The 16,632-nt window shown below is 42.8% G+C and carries 13 protein-coding genes and 1 pseudogene; 5 read left to right on the top strand and 9 right to left on the bottom strand.

The genetic code is table 11. The features are described 5' to 3' along the window. Positions 1-127: 127 nt before the first annotated feature. The 3 genes from QUA43_RS16725 to QUA43_RS16715 all read right to left on the bottom strand — a co-directional run bounded on the left by QUA43_RS16725 (position 128) and on the right by QUA43_RS16715 (position 3,509). Positions 128-838 (bottom strand): GIY-YIG nuclease family protein, encoded by a 711-nt coding sequence (locus QUA43_RS16725; RefSeq protein WP_333375375.1) that lies wholly within the window; start codon positions 836-838, stop codon positions 128-130. 108 nt (positions 839-946) lie between these two features. Continuing rightward, entirely contained in the window at positions 947-2,689 is a 1,743-nt protein-coding gene (gene ltrA / locus QUA43_RS16720; RefSeq protein ID WP_333375373.1) for a group II intron reverse transcriptase/maturase, read from the bottom strand. A gap of 577 nt (positions 2,690-3,266) precedes the next feature. Next, positions 3,267-3,509, bottom strand: coding sequence for a competence protein CoiA family protein (locus QUA43_RS16715; RefSeq protein ID WP_333375370.1), 243 nt, complete (start codon positions 3,507-3,509; stop codon positions 3,267-3,269). 749 nt (positions 3,510-4,258) lie between these two features. Between QUA43_RS16715 and QUA43_RS16710 the strand changes: the two genes are divergently transcribed. From QUA43_RS16710 to QUA43_RS16700, 3 genes are all read left to right on the top strand, one after another. After that, complete coding sequence (locus tag QUA43_RS16710) at positions 4,259-4,501, top strand: hypothetical protein (protein ID WP_333233857.1); 243 nt, start codon at positions 4,259-4,261, stop codon at positions 4,499-4,501. Between the two features lie 92 nt (positions 4,502-4,593). Continuing rightward, on the top strand, positions 4,594-5,658 hold the full coding sequence (locus tag QUA43_RS16705) for an ATP-binding protein (RefSeq protein ID WP_333142777.1): 1,065 nt from the start codon (positions 4,594-4,596) through the stop codon (positions 5,656-5,658). Then, entirely contained in the window at positions 5,651-8,293 is a 2,643-nt protein-coding gene (locus QUA43_RS16700; RefSeq protein WP_333142776.1) for a S8 family peptidase, read from the top strand. The genes QUA43_RS16705 and QUA43_RS16700 overlap by 8 nt, the downstream gene beginning before the upstream one ends. Positions 8,294-8,517: 224 nt before the next feature. Here the strand turns inward: QUA43_RS16700 and QUA43_RS16695 are convergent, their stop codons facing one another. Continuing rightward, the gene (locus QUA43_RS16695) at positions 8,518-8,724 is read right to left on the bottom strand and encodes a hypothetical protein (protein ID WP_333142775.1); all 207 of its coding nucleotides are present in this window, start codon (positions 8,722-8,724) and stop codon (positions 8,518-8,520) included. A 66-nt stretch (positions 8,725-8,790) separates the two neighbouring features. On the opposite strand from QUA43_RS16695, the gene QUA43_RS16690 reads away from it, so the two are divergent. Further along, positions 8,791-9,114, top strand: a complete 324-nt coding sequence (locus QUA43_RS16690) for a hypothetical protein (protein WP_333142774.1) — start codon at positions 8,791-8,793, stop codon at positions 9,112-9,114. 133 nt (positions 9,115-9,247) lie between these two features. Here the strand turns inward: QUA43_RS16690 and QUA43_RS16685 are convergent, their stop codons facing one another. Both QUA43_RS16685 and QUA43_RS16680 read right to left on the bottom strand, forming a co-directional pair. Next, positions 9,248-10,222: a hypothetical protein gene (locus tag QUA43_RS16685; RefSeq protein ID WP_333142773.1), complete on the bottom strand. Its 975-nt coding sequence runs from the start codon at positions 10,220-10,222 to the stop codon at positions 9,248-9,250. Between the two features lie 199 nt (positions 10,223-10,421). Further along, entirely contained in the window at positions 10,422-10,616 is a 195-nt protein-coding gene (locus tag QUA43_RS16680; RefSeq protein ID WP_015211780.1) for a heavy-metal-associated domain-containing protein, read from the bottom strand. A 487-nt stretch (positions 10,617-11,103) separates the two neighbouring features. On the opposite strand from QUA43_RS16680, the pseudogene QUA43_RS16675 reads away from it, so the two are divergent. Continuing rightward, positions 11,104-12,166, top strand: a pseudogene (locus QUA43_RS16675) (IS630 family transposase). A gap of 361 nt (positions 12,167-12,527) precedes the next feature. Here the strand turns inward: QUA43_RS16675 and QUA43_RS16670 are convergent. From QUA43_RS16670 to QUA43_RS16660, 3 genes are all read right to left on the bottom strand, one after another. After that, positions 12,528-12,941 carry a heavy metal-responsive transcriptional regulator gene (locus QUA43_RS16670; protein WP_333142771.1) on the bottom strand — a complete coding sequence of 138 codons (414 nt, stop codon included), beginning with the start codon at positions 12,939-12,941 and terminating at the stop codon, positions 12,528-12,530. 178 nt (positions 12,942-13,119) lie between these two features. Beyond that, complete coding sequence (locus QUA43_RS16665; protein WP_333142770.1) at positions 13,120-14,097, bottom strand: cupredoxin domain-containing protein; 978 nt, start codon at positions 14,095-14,097, stop codon at positions 13,120-13,122. Between the two features lie 259 nt (positions 14,098-14,356). Then, entirely contained in the window at positions 14,357-16,615 is a 2,259-nt protein-coding gene (locus QUA43_RS16660; RefSeq protein ID WP_333142769.1) for a heavy metal translocating P-type ATPase, read from the bottom strand. Positions 16,616-16,632 lie beyond the last annotated feature (17 nt).

The following is a 16,632-nucleotide window of genomic DNA, read 5'->3' as shown; positions in this document are numbered from 1 at the left end:
AAAAATAACTTTAAAATCGAGAAGCTTTGTGATACTGGTTTCTATGATTTGCATATTTAGCCTTTCATACCGTAAATCAGCAACGCCGGATTAAAAAGTTTCTTTTTTCCAGAAAGTTGAAGTTGAGTCAGGACTTCAGGCCAATTCGAGGCGTGTGGCTCCAGTTCAGACCGATCGCATCCGACTCAACATCACTCAACACTTTTGCTTCCATCCCGTACAAATCATTCAGCACCGCCTTGACGTTCGGAAACGCAAAATACTCTGTCAGCTTGCCAATGCGATAATTAAAAGCTTTGTACCGGTGCTTGAAGTACAGCTCCACATTCCCCCGGTGTTCCCACAGTCCCAGCAAATTGACGGTCACATCCGAGTAATGCGCTTTCACATCCCGCTGCACTTCGGCGATGCGTTCCTCGATCGATCGAGTTGTTACCCCAATTTTATAGAAGCAGCTTTCGTCAGCTTTTACCTCAAGGAAGTAGAGCGAGTTCACCAGAATCCGACGAAGCTGTGCTCGATAAATCAGCAAATCAGCCCGCCGTTCATCCAAACAAGATAAACCCGCAGCTTCAGCAATCTCTACAGAGCCTTCCAACGAAGCCAGCTCCGACAGCAGCAAAGGTTCCTGGACTTTGTTGAACAGCGCCAGGGGAAGCGCGCCAACGGGGATTTTACCCAAGTCGGTAAAGTGATAAGTGCGATCGCCCGACGACTCCACCAATCCTTTGAGTTCCCACCGAAAGTTTACCAAGTCTTTGGGAATGGCGTAATTTTGTGCGCCGTACTCTTTCCACAGCACTTTCAATTGCTCTAATTCCTCACCTTTAAGTCGCACGTTAGAGTCGATAAGGGCATTGCTACCCCTATCTCTCCTTCAGAACGGAACGTGAAACTTTCGCTTCATTCCGCTCCTCAATAATTCCATCCTTGTTATGGATACGATTTAAAACGGTTTATCGTCATGGTTCTTGTGGAGGGAACCATCTGATGCCGTCTTTGTGTCGTGACAATGCTTGTGTAGAATTTGAAGGTTATCATAGGTATCTTTTCCACCTAATGATGTTGGTTTAATGTGGTCGAGTTCTACAATATCTATACTCGTAAAGTACAAATCACAGTGAGGACAAATACCCTTTTGCTGCTTGATTAGTTTTGACACCCTGGTAGGTGTTTCTGGGTATTCTCCTCTTCGCTTACTCCAATAAATCCAGTCTCCATTGTACGGAGTAAAATTACCCTTGACTTTGACGTGCCTTACAATTGGCGTGTCTGAGTGTCGGTTTAATTCTAGTCCATCTTCGGTTCTGAAACACCAATTTCGGTTGCCTACTGTTCGCCAGTATTTGTCCTTGTTGATGTTACCTTTCCCCCTGCTTCTTGCCCAGGCTCTTAATTTCTGATAGGTTAGCATATCTACCTTTGAGAAGGTTGCCTTGCTAACTTGTGCGGAATAATAGTTTGACCAACCCCTAATGATTGGGTTCAGCTTGCTAATTAAAGCAGCTTGTGGGGCGGTTTTATGGGAATCTATTACCTCGGCTATCTTGGTTAGGTGGGCTTTGACTTTCGGTTTGGAGGGGGTGATTAGTGTGTTAAATCCTAGCTTGGTTCCGTGTCCGTTTTTGGCACATCTGTAGCTACCTACTTTGTACTGTTGAACATGGAACCCTAGAAACTCAAACCCAACATTTCCATTTATTTCGTTGAGGGTGTGAGTTAGTCTTGTCTTACTTGGTTTTAACTCCAGTCCTATGTCACTTAACCAATGTGCAATTATCTTTTGACAGGTTTGTACTACTTCTAAATCTTCGTGCATTATCACGAAATCGTCGGCGTATCGGATTAAATTAAGGGATTTACGGTTTTTCACCTTATCCCCTCTTTTTGCTTTTAGCGTTTCCGCATATTGCTTAACCCGTTCCTCCATACCATGTAAGGCAATATTAGCCAACAGTGGCGATATGATGCCTCCCTGTGGTGTACCCTCATTAGTATTGGAGAAATTGCCGTTTATCATCACTCCTGCCTTGAGCCATGCTTTCAGTTGCCGTCTCAGGGTGGGGTATGTTTTTACCTTGTCTAAAAGTGCTTTATGGTCTATGCGGTCGAAGCATTTGGCAATATCAGCGTCAAGCACATATTTGGTTTTCTGTCTGATACTGTTGTATATTGCTCCTATCGCATCGTGACAAGAACGCCCTGGTCTAAAGCCGTATGAGTTAGGCTCAAATTTTGCCTCCCATTCAGGCTCTAACGCTATTTTTACAAGCGCTTGCAATGCACGGTCGTCTATTGTGGGTATTCCTAATGGTCGTTTTTCATTACTTCCAGGTTTAGGTATCATTACCCTTCTAGTGGGTTTTGCCTTTTCAGTAAGTTTCAAACTACTAACTAAGGTTGTACGTTGTTTTGAGGTCAATGTTTTCACACCATCCACACCAGCCGTATTTTTACCTTGATTGTCTTGTGTTACCCGACGTACCGCGAGACACTTTGCTGACCAGGACCTAATCAAAGTCTTTTGAAGTTTGCGAACTGCTTTAGCATCGCCACGTTCACTCGCTTGATAGATTCTCTTTTGCAACTTAAAAGTTACCCTTTCTAGCTGGCGCCAGTTAAGGTCTTTCCATTCCACCGTCTGATTATTCAGCGTTTTAGACATATTCATTGCTACTAAAATCTCCATCTTTGGAATTACCGTGTATCTGTCAGCATATCTCTACCATTACGGTAAAGCCTTCGCTTCTGATACAATCCCGCCCCTTTAAATCATTCATTAGCTACTTACTGGATTTCGACCTCTCCAGAGATTTAAAAGGATTACTTCGTTCCGATTACACACTCTTGAATCTTTAGCGTGATACTATCCACCGGGTTTCTGGGTAATGCTTATAGGTCGATTCAACAATCGCCTATACCCTATCCTTACCTTTTGGCTTGGTGTTAATCAGTCTTTACCGTGTTTCTCAACGGGTTTATACTTGATGAAAGCCGTTACACCATTCGACATAACGATGGTTCAAACATATCTTTGCTTATGCTACGCATGGATTCTTACTCGACAGTTACCGGGTTCGGCTCCTAGTAGTTCTGCCTTTTATTCCCGCTTTAATCGATTAGTTGCTACCCAATAAACTAGGGAATATGCTTTCACCGCTGCATCTGCGGGGTAGGTTTCGCACCTACTTGTATAATCAGTTGTCAGAAGCCTTACTGGGTAAGACTTAAGCTAACCGTCCCCAGGGTTTTACTACCCTTTTAGGTTAAACGAATCGCACGTTGAAGTTATCGTAGAGGGGAAGCGATGGAAACGCTTTGGTTTTAATCCGCTGCGAAACGGGCTTGCAAGTTTCCCCGGTGTGCGCGAAGTGATGTTCTTTCACGGAACCCTTTTTCGCTGTGAGGGAGCCTCCGCAGTAGAGGCAAGCGAGGTTAGTTTTTCCGCGCACAACCTCATCAATGCTCGCCAGTTCTCCGCTGGGAGCAACACCAAATTTAAGCCACATAGTCAAAAGTTCTCCTAAAAGCAGGTTTTCGTAGATGCACCTGCTCCACACGATCGAGAATTGTAACAAATCCAGGGGTGAGAACTTCTGGCGGGCGTGAGTAAAGCGATCAGCACTCGATGCTGTTGATGCGTGACTTTAATCCTTGCATCCACCAAAATCTAAAATCTAAAATCTAAAATAGACCTCTTGCAAAAAAAATATGTGTTATACTTAAAAGTTTGCTCAAGTTTAGGTCAAACTTTGAATTATTGGGTTGATTGGCCTCTCCTTAAACTTGCCCAGCCTGCTAGATTATAAAATTGGCTAAACTTTCCATAATAGCACAAAATTATTTTGCAAGAGGTCTAATCTAAAATTGCTCGTCACCAATCGGGAATTTCTTCAGTCCGAGGCTGATAGGTATTGTGAGAGTTGCTCTCTCGCTAACGGCACAGCGGGCAATTCATGCTCTAATCCGCTACTTGGTTCAAGACGGGACTGGACAAAATTAGCCCGTTCCTTCGCTGACCGTCATACAGCGCGATCGCACTACTTGGTCTGGTAAGCACGATTATGCTTTGCTTCGGCTGCTGTGGGGTAATGCTTTGAGACGAAACAACGGCGGCTGCGACCAACAAGCCGTTACCTAAATGCTTGCCTCTATGTTTTGAATGTTTTTACTGGCTTGGATCAGTAATTCGTTGATTAGAGCTTGTTTTTGCCTGCGAGCAAGTCCTAGATTTTGCGGCATTGGCGACGATAGAGTATTGGCTGTCAGTGGTTTTACGTTTGAGGTGGCTAGAGAAGTTCTAAAAACTCTCCAGGAGAAGTATCCGGGGCTTTTGAGCGATCGGGAGCCAAACCGGTTAATTTTTGTCAAGGAGTCGCAGGCAGGAGATTCTAAGCTGGTAGAGTTCGATGTGGGAAAAGTAGTAGCAGCTTGGGCTGAGGGTAAGTTTGTAGTACCGGTGTGGTTAGATGTGAGATGTGATTTATGGGCGGTTGCGTGAGAGAGTGGAGGGGTAAAGTGCGATCGCTCGAACTGGTGGACTTTGATTGGTTGAAATAGTACAATGGTACTATATAGTAGCAAATCAGCAAAATGAAAGGAGACGTGCTTAAACGGCTATTTAGAGCGATCGCCAGTGAAGATAAAACGGCGATCCAAAGTATGCTATCTGTAGTCGTTGAGGAAGAACGTAAAAAAGGACACACCCTCCTAGCTGAACAACTCCAAAATATTACCCACAAAAGTAATTCTCAATCTTCTCGTATCCCTCCTGAGATTCCAGCACTTTCACCTAAGCTCTCTCGTGATGCAATTTCTTCTGCACCTTCTAGCGGTGTTCTTTCAAAGACACATGATACTCACTCCCTAACCTTGCTATCGAGCAAGCAACGTTTTAACCATCCCTTTATTGTTACGGTTCCTAGAGAGCGTTTACGACACCATATGATTCTTTCAGATGCTGTGGAAGATCGTTTTCGTCGTATAGAAAAAGAATATGTTGCACGTGACCGACTAGCTCATCATGGTTTACGCTACCGCCAAAAAATACTACTCTATGGTACTCCGGGGTGCGGTAAAACTATGGGAGCCGAACGTCTAGCTTGGAATACAGGACTTACTCTCGTAAAAGTACGTTTTGATGCAATGGTTTCTTCCTTTTTAGGGGAAACTGCAACCAATTTGCGCGAAGTATTTGAAACAGCCTCTCAAACTCCTTGTTTGTTATTTATTGATGAATGTGATGCGATCGCTAAATCACGAGAAGACGTTCAGGAAGTAGGAGAAATCAAGCGAGTGGTTAATACTTTTTTACAACTACTTGATGAATATGAAGCCTCAAATGGATTACTTGTTGCAGCCACAAATTTAACTAAATTTCTGGATGAAGCTGTATGGCGACGATTTGATGATGTCATCGAAGTGCCAAAACCAACACCCGCAGAAATTGAGGCTATTTTGAAACAGACACTTTCTTCTGTAGAGTTGGGTATAATCGACTGGAGAAATATTGTGCTGAAATTAGACAAGCTTTCAGCAGCACAAATTGTTCGAGTTGCTCAAGATGCGGCTAAACGCGCCATCCTTGATCGAGAAGAGCTTGTCATCCAAGAACACTTAGAGGCATCTATTCAAGACGTTATAATTTCCCATGTCTGAACAATTAAATCAATTTTCTCATTTACCTCTACGTTTGACTAATGAAGGAACTGCTACGCCATCTCCCGGAGGTGCGAAAAAAACCTCTACAACAACGCTGGCTAATAAAGGTGATGTAGGTGGACATAGTAGCAAGTTAAATTCTTCTATTTCATCTATTGTCTCAAATTGGGAGAAAGAACGCGAAAAACGCGAGGAAGATTGTAAGCCTAATCTGCCAGATGCAATTTCATTCATTTTACAAGTAGATCCTAATTTATTTGATGCAGATGCCCTGAAAAGTTTCGGGATTGAAATAGTTGCTGATCTAGAGGAGGGCTACATTATTGGAGCTTCAGCAGATATAAAACTCTCGGAACTCAGAAAAAAGATTCAGCAATTTATTGAGTCTGAGCATGGGGGCGGCAAAGTTCCAGAAATATGGGAAATTTTGGAGGGGACTCAACGACCAGAATATATCCTTTCCCCTAGCCTTAAAGAACAGTGGGGTCAGATTTTAGATCATCAAGAATATATTGTAGATGTAGGTATTTCTTGCATCAACATTCAAGAACAATATTCGAGATGCCCCAAGCGGGAACGTTTTCATAACGATGACAAGTATCTGAAAAGCATTAATAAATGGTTAGATAAACATAATCTCACATCTGAAGAATGGGATGATCTTTATTGGGTAAGAGAACAGCAATTTCAAAAATTTATTCAAGATCCACTATATCGTGGAAAAATTTTGAAGTCCAGTCCAGGTAATGAAATGGGTATTTCACGCCTACCCGATAGCTTTTCCTGCCGAATTCGCATACTTGGTAAAGGTCTGAAGGATCTTGTCCTCAACTTTCCATATATATTCGATGTCAGTGAAATCGATGAATTTATCGCTCCATCCGTTACACCTAATAACTCTGAATCAGATCGGGAACAGTTTGAATTACAAGCACCTGATCCAAACGCACCCAAAGTTTGTATTATAGACAGTGGTATTCAAGAAATTCACCCTAAACTGAAAGTTGCGATTGACTCTAATCTCTCTACATCTTGGGTACCTGGAGAAACGAATATGACTGCTGATTATTGTAAATATGGTGGACATGGCACTAGAGTTGCAGGAGCAGTTTTATATCCACGAGGCATTCCTCAAACAGGTCGTCAGCAGGCAGTGTGTTGGCTTCAAAATGCTAGAATTCTCAATGCGGAAAACGAACTACCTAAAGGGTTTTTCCCGCCTAACGTTTTAGAAGAAATTGTGGAGATTTATTATCGCCAAACTAGAACACGAATTTATAACCACTCAGTAGCTGCAATTTCCCCATGTCGCACCCAATCAATGACTCCTTGGGCAGCAGCTATCGATAAACTAAGTTGGGAAAATGATGTTCTCTTCATTGTTGCGGCGGGCAATATTGAAGCAAAGTCCAACTATGTGACGCGCCCTTCAATTTACGCTCACATACAAGCTGGTCGTAACTATCCACAATATCTGCTGCAACCCTCTGCACGGGTCGCTAACCCAGCACAGAGTTTTCAAGCTCTAACTGTTGGCTCTGTTGCTCATTGTACCTACAATAAGCCGCCTCTAAGGTCGATAGCAGAAGAGAATTATCCTTCTTCTTTCTCCTGTTCTGGCCCAGGCATTTGGGATACTATTAAACCAGAAGTGGTTGAATATGGTGGGGACTATGTGATTGACTCACCAACTTCACCAAATTTCACTACACCAGAATCAGTTAGTCCAGAATTAATTCGTTCAACCCGTGATAGTGGTAAAGCTGTTAGTGCCGATGCCGTAGGGACATCATTTGCTGCTCCTAAAGTTACACATATCGCTGCCGCATTAGCAGCAGCATTACCTCAAGAAAGCACACTGCTTTACCGCGCACTCATCGTTCAATCAGCACGGTTACCAGCTTGGACGAATAATTCGGAGACTAATTTATATCATGCCATTCGGACTATGGGTTATGGAATTCCAGATATCTATCGCGCCCTTGGCAATTCCCTAAATCGTGTAACGCTGACAACTAGAGGGACAGAACGCATTAAAGCTCGACAAGCCAAGGTTTATCAAGTAAAAGTGCCAGAAAATTTCCTACCTCAAGGGGAAGGATTTGACATTCTGATTGAAATTACCCTTTCTTATGTGGCTGAACCTCGTCGTACCCGACGTAACTGTAGGAAATATCTATCAACTTGGTTAGATTGGACTTGTAGCAAACGGGAAGAAGATCCCAAGCGTTTTCTAGCTCAAGTTCTCGAAGACTATGATGCACCAGAAGAAACCGAGAAAGATAACGAGCTATTCCAATGGACATTGGGAAAAAGACAGTTAGGCAAAGGCCAAACACGAGCAAATGGCATTGATGGCATAGTAAAGGAACTGTCTCGAAGGAGAGGAACTGTTCAGAAAGATTGGGCGACTGTAAAGTCTTATGAGCTACCCAAAAGCTTCTGTATTGCTGTAGTTGGACATACAGGATGGAACCAAAATAGCAATGCTGACGTACCTTTTGCTCTGGCTGTTAGTTTTGAAGCAGTAAATTCAAGTATCGATGTATATGGCTCGTTTGTTGAAGCTGAGGTGAAAGCAGGTACTGAAGTTAAATTGCAGGAGAAAATACAAATTCAGCAATCAGTCTAAAAAGCTAAAGTATTTCGGATTATTTTCCCAGTATAGGGGTAATACAAGGGAAGCTACTACTAACTACAAACTAAACTATATAGCTTATTTTGCTCTACAAAAAGTTCTACATTTTGTTTGCGAATTGAAACTTTACCTTTTTTGCCTTCTATTTAGTAAGTTAATCGGCTTCTGATATTTTTCCATATCCACAAAACTCAGAAAACACCCCTGACACCACCCATCTACCCACTGCGCCGGAACTTTAAACCTAGCCTCACAGTTAGGACATTCTGACAGCAAGCGTAACTGATGCCGTAGCTTGCGGGGCGGAACGCCATCGCACCCCTGCATCCTTTTAAACTGCTAGATGAATTATTTTCTATTCTTAAAGAAGTTTCTACACGGGCTGCTGCATGAGGCACAGCAGTAAAACCTGGGGCGTTACACATAATCTCACCTGAAGCCCAATTGTGATTGCAGTGAAACCTGGCTTTTTGTGCTGAGGAACGCGGGGAGTGGCAGTTTTCCTCGCTCTTGAATGTTTAAAATCCAAGATAGCCGGCGATCGCCCAAGTCGGTATGGAGAATCACCGCCGTTGCTAAAAGTAACAAACACGGGATTTTTAGTAGTGCAGTCTAAAAAAGTGTACGTCCAAGTTCACCCCCACCATGCCACTTTTCCTGAGTCGGAGCAAAAACGCGCCACAGTCCAATCCCTCCACCGCCCACAAGGAGCAACACGAGCAATAACGAAGGGGACGATCGCCGACAAGAAGCGGACTCTGAATGGATTTGTAGATTGGTGTTTGAAGAAGGTTGTAATTCCGATGATTCCATAGTTTACTCATGATTTATCGCCAAGGAGTTTTGCTATCAGCCACCAGTAGTTAGCTGATAGCAAAATGTTGAGAAATCAAGCATTTGAAACAAAAATCTGTTTCTCTGCTTCAGAAACGAAAAATGCGAGTATAACTATTCCACGTTTACCCAAAAATCAGCCGTGACAATTTGACCATTACGATTGAACTGCCCCCAAAGCTTATATTTTCCTGGTTGGGGGAAACTGGTCATAAAGTGAACCTCTCCTGCTGGAGTATCTTTCAAGGCATGAGCATGAATATAGTCGGCTTTTGTCAACGGTAATGACTGCTTGAGGATAACTAAGTGTCCTCTTTCCCCTAAATAGGGCTGTAAATCCTTCAGCGGTTGGTTGCTACTAGCATCTTGCAAATTGAAAATTAAGTTAACTCCTTGTCCTGCTTTTATTTGAGGTTGAGAAAACGTGAGGTTAGCCTTAGTATTTCCCAAAGTTTTTGTGGTAGCCATGTCAACTTTTGACCGAGCTAAAGCTTGACCAGGAACTTGCATTTTTAAGACAGAAACTTGTTCTGCATTTTTTGCTGGTTTGTAATCACTGAACAGCGTGTAACCACCAGAGCCGGGAAAATCAGTTTGAACTTCAAAGTGTCCATTTCCTTTATAGGTGGGGTGAATATGATTGAAATATTGGAGATTATCGCTAACGACAATCAGGTGCATTAATTGTTCTTGAAATTTATCAAAATCAGCAATAGACTTTCCCTCTTTGTTTTGGACTTCAATTACCAAAGGTACGGGAGTTGTGGGCGCGATATAGGAGGGAACTGTCAGCTTAGCAATAGCATTTGCAGGTTCGGCATCGGAATGCCCTGAATGACCACCATCATGATGTTGTTCTCCCGCGTCATGGGTTTTGGAATCCTCCATATTATGACCCTCATGAGGATTTTTATTAGCTCCTGATTTTTGGACATTATCCATTACATGACCCTCATGAGAACTTGTATTTGCCACTTGTGAGGCAGAAGAACTTGATGTTTTGCCAAATTTTGTGCTTGAGGGTGAGAAGCAACCTTGAGTTAGGATGAGAGTTGAAGTAATAGCAATTGCAGTTAAAAATGGGTTCATTGTTTTCTCCAGTTAGTAAACTTGAGGTTGTCGATTTATCAGGGGTTCAGATTTTGCTATTCTCGTTTGGAGTTTTTAGTTAAGGGCATTCTTGTAAATGAATCCTAAAAACTACTGATAAACTCCACAGTTAAGATGAATATTTAGGATTGGCGGCTAGCCAAAAGCTAACCGCTGGCAGGAAAAAAAACTAAAAGGTTTACACGGATGGATAGCCAGCCGCAGCTATTGCTTCTTTGATTGCTGTTTCGGAGGCTTGAGTTTCTATGCTGACAAGTTTGGTTTTTGGATTGGCTTGAACCGAGGCAGTAGAATCAAGCGTTTGAATAACTTTGGTGATAGCATTCACGCAAGCAGAACAAGCCAGTTTAGGAACAGTTAGTTGCAGTACCATAGCCTTCAATTTCTAATCGATGGTGATTAATGGGTGAAGTTGGTTGAGTAAATCAATCGTGAATTTACTCAACCTAATAACAGCTTAAATTCTCTATTCGACTGGAGAGTCAAGGGGTAGCGAAAAAAACTTAACAAATTTTTTCAGAATAAACCGACATAAGTAGGTAGGCAGGAAAAATTATCTTTATGTAACAAAAGATTAAGTGTGGTGATTGGATTTAAATTTAACACGTTGGGGTACGGTAGTTTTTTCTTTCTCCTCTATCTAACTTCTAAGTAGTAGGACATAAATAAACAGTGTGGTATAAAGAAATATTAAGCGATCGACTGTGATGAGCGATCGACTGTGATGAGCGATCGACTGTGATGAGCGATCGACTGCGATGAGCGATCGACTGTGATGAAAGCAAATGCTAAACAAACAGCTTCTCAGAAATTGCCGTAAAAATTCAGTTATAATGCTTAAATTATATCAGTATCAAGCGATGTCATCACCACCATTAAGAGTTTTTCTCAATTGTGAAGAAGAGCAGACACTTTGGGAATTAAGAAAAGTCAAAAATATTCCTGCTAGAACCAAAGAGCGAGCCGAAACTGTCCGATTATCAGCGCAAGGCTGGCGAGTTGAAAAAATTAGCCACTATTTGAAATGTTCGCCAAACACAGTACGTTCAACCTTACACAGATGGAAAGAAAAAGGATTAGAAGGATTGTGGGATGCCCCGCGTCCAGGTAGGAACAAAAAATGGCTCCCATCAGACATCGCCGCCGTAGAAGAAAAATTAGAAATAGAACAAAGGACTTACAATAGTAAGCAATTGTGTCAGTTCTTAGCAACGGAACGTCAAGTGAGTTTAAGTGAACGCCAACTGAGAAGAATCCTCAAAAAAAAACTTATTGTGGAAAAGAACACGGACTTCTCATAAATCCAAACAAAATCCCACCCAAAGAAAAACTGGTCAAGCGGACCTAGATATGCTGGAATGGGCAGCAGCAGCGGGGGATATTCACTTAAAATACTTAGATGAATCCGGCTTTAGTCTGTGGGCGCAAGTGTGTTATACCTGGGCAAAAAAAGGGGAACAAAAACGAATTGAGCAAACAAAAAAGAAAGGAAGACGACTTAATATCTGTGGTTTATTAGAAATAGACAACAGTTTTGAATACGGTTTAGCTGTTAAAAACTTCAACAGCAAGTCCTATATTAAATTGATGGATTGGCAGGCACAGAAAGCACAAGTAAAGCTGGTAAAATCAGGAGTTATTACTGTTATTGTTCAAGATAGGGGTTCTATTCATACTAGCAAAGTTGTTAAAGAACGTCATGCCTATTGGGAGAGTCAAGGTTTATATTTGTTTAACCTACCCTCCTATTGTTCGGAAATGAATCGGATTGAAAATGAATGGCAAAGACTAAAGGAAGATGAATTGGCGGGACGAATGTTTGCGGATGAATATGAATTAGCAATTGCCGTCATGGAAGCAGTTGAAGCCAGAGCGACGCAATCTGGTTATGAAGTACAAAGATATCGTTTCCATTCCGAATAGTTAGGTTTTTGAACTATTAGGAAGTGTTTTCTTCTTGCCTATTTAATCTTTCTTAACATAGCATTGTTTATTTATGTCCGACTACTTACTCCCTGAATTACGGTGTAGGCAAGCTCTAGCTCATTGTCAAGTATTTGACCTGCTAATTGATCTTTTTTAATGTGTTGCAACTCTAATATTTAGGCACCAAGAAGATATATAAACCCTGATTTTCCGACTTTGACCATAAGTGTTGAACTTGCCTTAATCAGTGTATGGGGCAGTTGTGTTGAGCGATATTATTTTTTGATAAGAAACCAGTGTGTTAACTTCTATAACCTCCGTTGACATACCGATCGAAACAATTAAGTTATAGAAAAATTTACTTTTTTTGAATCAGAGGACAAATGATGGAATCAACCTTTTCTAGTAAGGTGGGCGAACCTGAAAGTAATCCTTCCAACTCTAGTTTGAGGATAAATAGTTGCTGAATTTGTAGATCGATAGCGAGCAGTTTATCTTGCAACTGGACTTTGATGTGTTCACAAGGCAACTCTCCCCCATCGTGAACCGTCAATAATTCTTGAATCTCGGCTAAACTTAATCCCAAAGTTTGGGCGCGTTTAATAAACCTTAGCCGATTCAAAATATCAGAATTAAATAATCTATATTTCCCCTCGGTTCTGCCTGATGCCTTGATTAAACCGAGTTCCTCATAGTAGCGAATGGTTTTGATCGGTACACCGCTTTCTTTCGCAACTAAACCAATGAGTTTTTGCTTTTCTTGAACTAACATACTCATTTCCTCTACTGAATCCAACTCTAAGCTTATGATAAACTATCCAGTCGAGTGGAGAGTCAAGAGGGGCTAGACATTTTTTTGAATGACAGAGTGGCGATCGCCTGAATGTCGCAACTTTGGGTAGCAGTAGGCGTCTGGACAAACCATTCGAGCGATCGCACTTGGTTGACGGTCAGTTATTTAAGGCCTGAGCAGCCATTTCATCTGGGTCAGAGACGTTAGCGGCTTGCACTTCTATGGTACCGCGAAACATATTCATGCCACAACTAAAAGTGTGGTTTCCTACGTCTTCGGGAGTGAATTCAATGGTTGTTACTTGATTCAAAGACAAATCGGTAGCAATGCCAAAATCTGGAATCAGCACTTTCGCTAAACAACCACTGGGATTTTCGCGTAAAAAGTTGAGTTGAACGGGTTTACCTGCTTTAACTACCAGATGATTAGGCGTGTAGCCTTTGTTAACCATGATAGTCACTTTCTGGATGCCCTGGTCAACAGTTGGATTGATTTGCATAGCTTCAGCGTCAATTATTGTTTCAGGCTGATGTGTTGACATGGATGAATTGAACTGGGATTCTGTTAGTGTTTGAGGTTCCTCGAACCCCGTTGATTCAAGTTGTTGGTCTTCGGTGGCGATAATTTCGCCTCGAAACATATTCATGCCACAGCTAAAGACATAACTGCCAGCTTTTTTAGGTGTGAATTCAACAGAGGTTACTTGATTCAGATGCAAATCTGCTGCAATATGAAAATCTGGAATTAAGACTTGTTCCAAACAACTGCTAGGATCTTGGCGGTGAAAGTTAAGACGCACTGGTTGTCCAGCTTGCACAACAATGCGGCTGGGTTCATAGCCACCATCAACGGTGACGGTTACTTCTTGAATTCCTCCACTGGCTGTAACTGCTTTCTGAGATTTGGGTTTGCTAAGGAGAAACCACCAAAGTTCTAAACTAATTAATCCCATTCCAGCCAGAGTAACTAAAATCTTGTTACTTAAGGGTTGTTCAATGCGATGAAACTGACTTCTTTGCTGTGTTTGAGTTGGGTGTGTTTCATGGGTATTTTGCGCTATTCCTTCACCAGATAACATTCCTAGTACAACCCCGAGACTAGCAATAGTACCGATAATTGTTGTTTTGCCGCTCATTTGAAAACCTCCTAAAAAATAAACAAGATTATGGGAGTAAGAGCGGGTTTTGAACAAAGGTATTTAGTAAATTTCCTTCGTGATTGACAAAACCCGTGCTATCGTTCGATGTTTCATTCATCAGAGTGCAAAAATAGGCTACGTTAACACTCCAAAAATTGAACCGGAAATTACCCCAAGCAGAAAGCCAAATCCTGCTAATGTTCCTAGAAATGTAAGTTGCTTGTTCATCATTAGTCCCTCTTAAGCACGAATCAAATTAGCCAACATTTTTGGGTCGAAAGTTACGGAGACGCAACGCATTTGTTACTACAGAAACGGAACTAAATGCCATTGCTGCCCCGGCAATAATTGGATTGAGGAGCCATCCAAAAATCGGGAAAAGAATTCCGGCGGCGATCGGAATGCCTGCCACATTGTAGACAAAGGCAAAAAACAGATTTTGTTTGATGTTTTGGATCGTAGCGCGAGACAGTTGGATGGCAGTAACAATGCCTTGTAAGTCACCAGAAATTAGAGTGATATCGCTAGCTGCGATCGCGACATCTGTTCCTGTGCCAATTGCCATGCCTACGTCAGCTTGAGCAAGTGCAGGTGCATCATTGATTCCATCCCCCACCATTGCGACAATTTTTCCCTCTGCCTGAAGATTTTCGATTTGAGCGACTTTTTGATCGGGACGAACTTCTGCAATAACTCGTGTGATGCCGACTTCCCGCGCTATGACTTCCGCCGTGCGACGGTTATCACCTGTTAGCATTACCACTTCTAATCCCATCTTTTGTAAAGTGCGAATTGCGACAACAGAAGATGGTTTCACGGCATCGGCAATGCCCATAATTCCTTCTACTTTGCCATTTACGGCAATCCAGATAACCGTCTTTCCGAGATATTCCAATTGATCCCACGGTTGCTGCAAACTACTGGTATCAATTCCCAATTCATTCATCCAACGATGAGTTCCAATTTGCACCCACTGATTGGATACATACCCTTGCACACCACTGCCTGCGTGAGCCTCGAACTCCCGTGAATCCGTCAGCTCCACTCCTTGAGATTGGGCATATTGCACCACCGCTTCTGCCAGAGGATGTTCTGAATTCCGTTCGACGGATGCAGCGAGGCGCAGAAGTTTTAGCTCGTTACCATTGGCGGTACCATTAACCGTTATAAAGTCCGTTACAGTGGGTTTACCTTGGGTAATCGTGCCTGTTTTGTCTAAAACAACAGTTTGCAGTTTGTGCGCCAGTTCTAAACTATCTGCACCTTTAATCAAAATTCCGTTTTCTGCCCCTTTACCTGTACCCACCATGATCGAGGTTGGCGTGGCTAAGCCAAGCGCACAGGGACAAGCAATAATCAGCACGCCCACGGTGGTAATCAATGCCATTGTGACGTTGCCCATGATGTTGTACCAGATGATGAAGGTAGCGATCGCAATGGCAATCACAACAGGGACAAACCATCCCGTAACGCGATCGGCTAATCGCTGAATCGGTGCCTTGGAGCCTTGCGCTTGCTGCACCAGTTTAACGATTTGCGCCAAAAACGTATCTTTACCCACTCGTGTGGCTCGAAATTTGAAGCTTCCAGTCTTGTTGATAGTCGCTCCAATCACTTCATCACCAGGCTGCTTTTTCACGGGTACACTTTCACCCGTCACCATTGCCTCATCAATCGTTGAGGAGCCATCAATAATCTCGCCATCCACGGGAATCTTTTCACCCGGACGAACTAGAATGACATCTCCCAACACTACCTCAGCGATGGGAATGTCCACCTCTCGTCCATTACGAATTACCCGCGCCGTTTTTGCCTGCAAACCCATAAGAGAACGAATTGCTTCTGAGGTTTGTCCCTTAGCGCGGTTTTCCAACAGTCGTCCTAGCAAGAGCAATGCAATAATTACAGATGCCGCTTCAAAGTACACATCTGGTTTAAGACCCTGACTGATAAACCACTGGGGAGAGAAGGTGGGAAATAGAGAATAGAGGTAAGCTGCCCCTGTCCCGATCGCTACTAGCGTATCCATTGTCGCCGTATGACGCTTCAAGGCTTTCCAGGCATTGATGTAGAAAGACCTACCCGCCCAAAACAAGACTGGAGTAGTGAGTACAAGTTGTAGCAAGGGATGGTGCAGCCACATGGGAATCAAGGGAATAGGCAATCCCGTCATCGCAGGCAGCGAGCCAATCACGATAACGGCGCTGATAATACCGCTAACCCACACCTTACGGGTCAAGTCCTGATTTTCACTTTGCCGCGCCTGCCGTTCTGCATCATCTTCTGGAGCAAGTACATCATCTTGCATCGGCAGAGCAGAATATCCAGCCGCATCCACGGCATCCTGAATCGCTGCTACATCAGTTTGGCTGGGATTATATGTAACGCTGGCTTGTTCAGCTCCAAAATTAACATTGCACGTCTCAACTCCCGGAACTGAGCGGATTGCCTCTTCGATGTTACTTGCACAAGAGGCACAACTCATGCCTCGCAGTTTCATAGTGGCGTTTTCCATACAAAACCTCCTTATTT

It is taken from the genome of Microcoleus sp. N9_B4, assembly GCF_036701635.1.
In the GTDB taxonomy this organism is placed as follows: Bacteria; Cyanobacteriota; Cyanobacteriia; order Cyanobacteriales; family Microcoleaceae; genus Microcoleus.
Note: the sequence above shows the minus strand (reverse complement) of the source record. Positions and strands in the feature narration are given on the sequence as shown.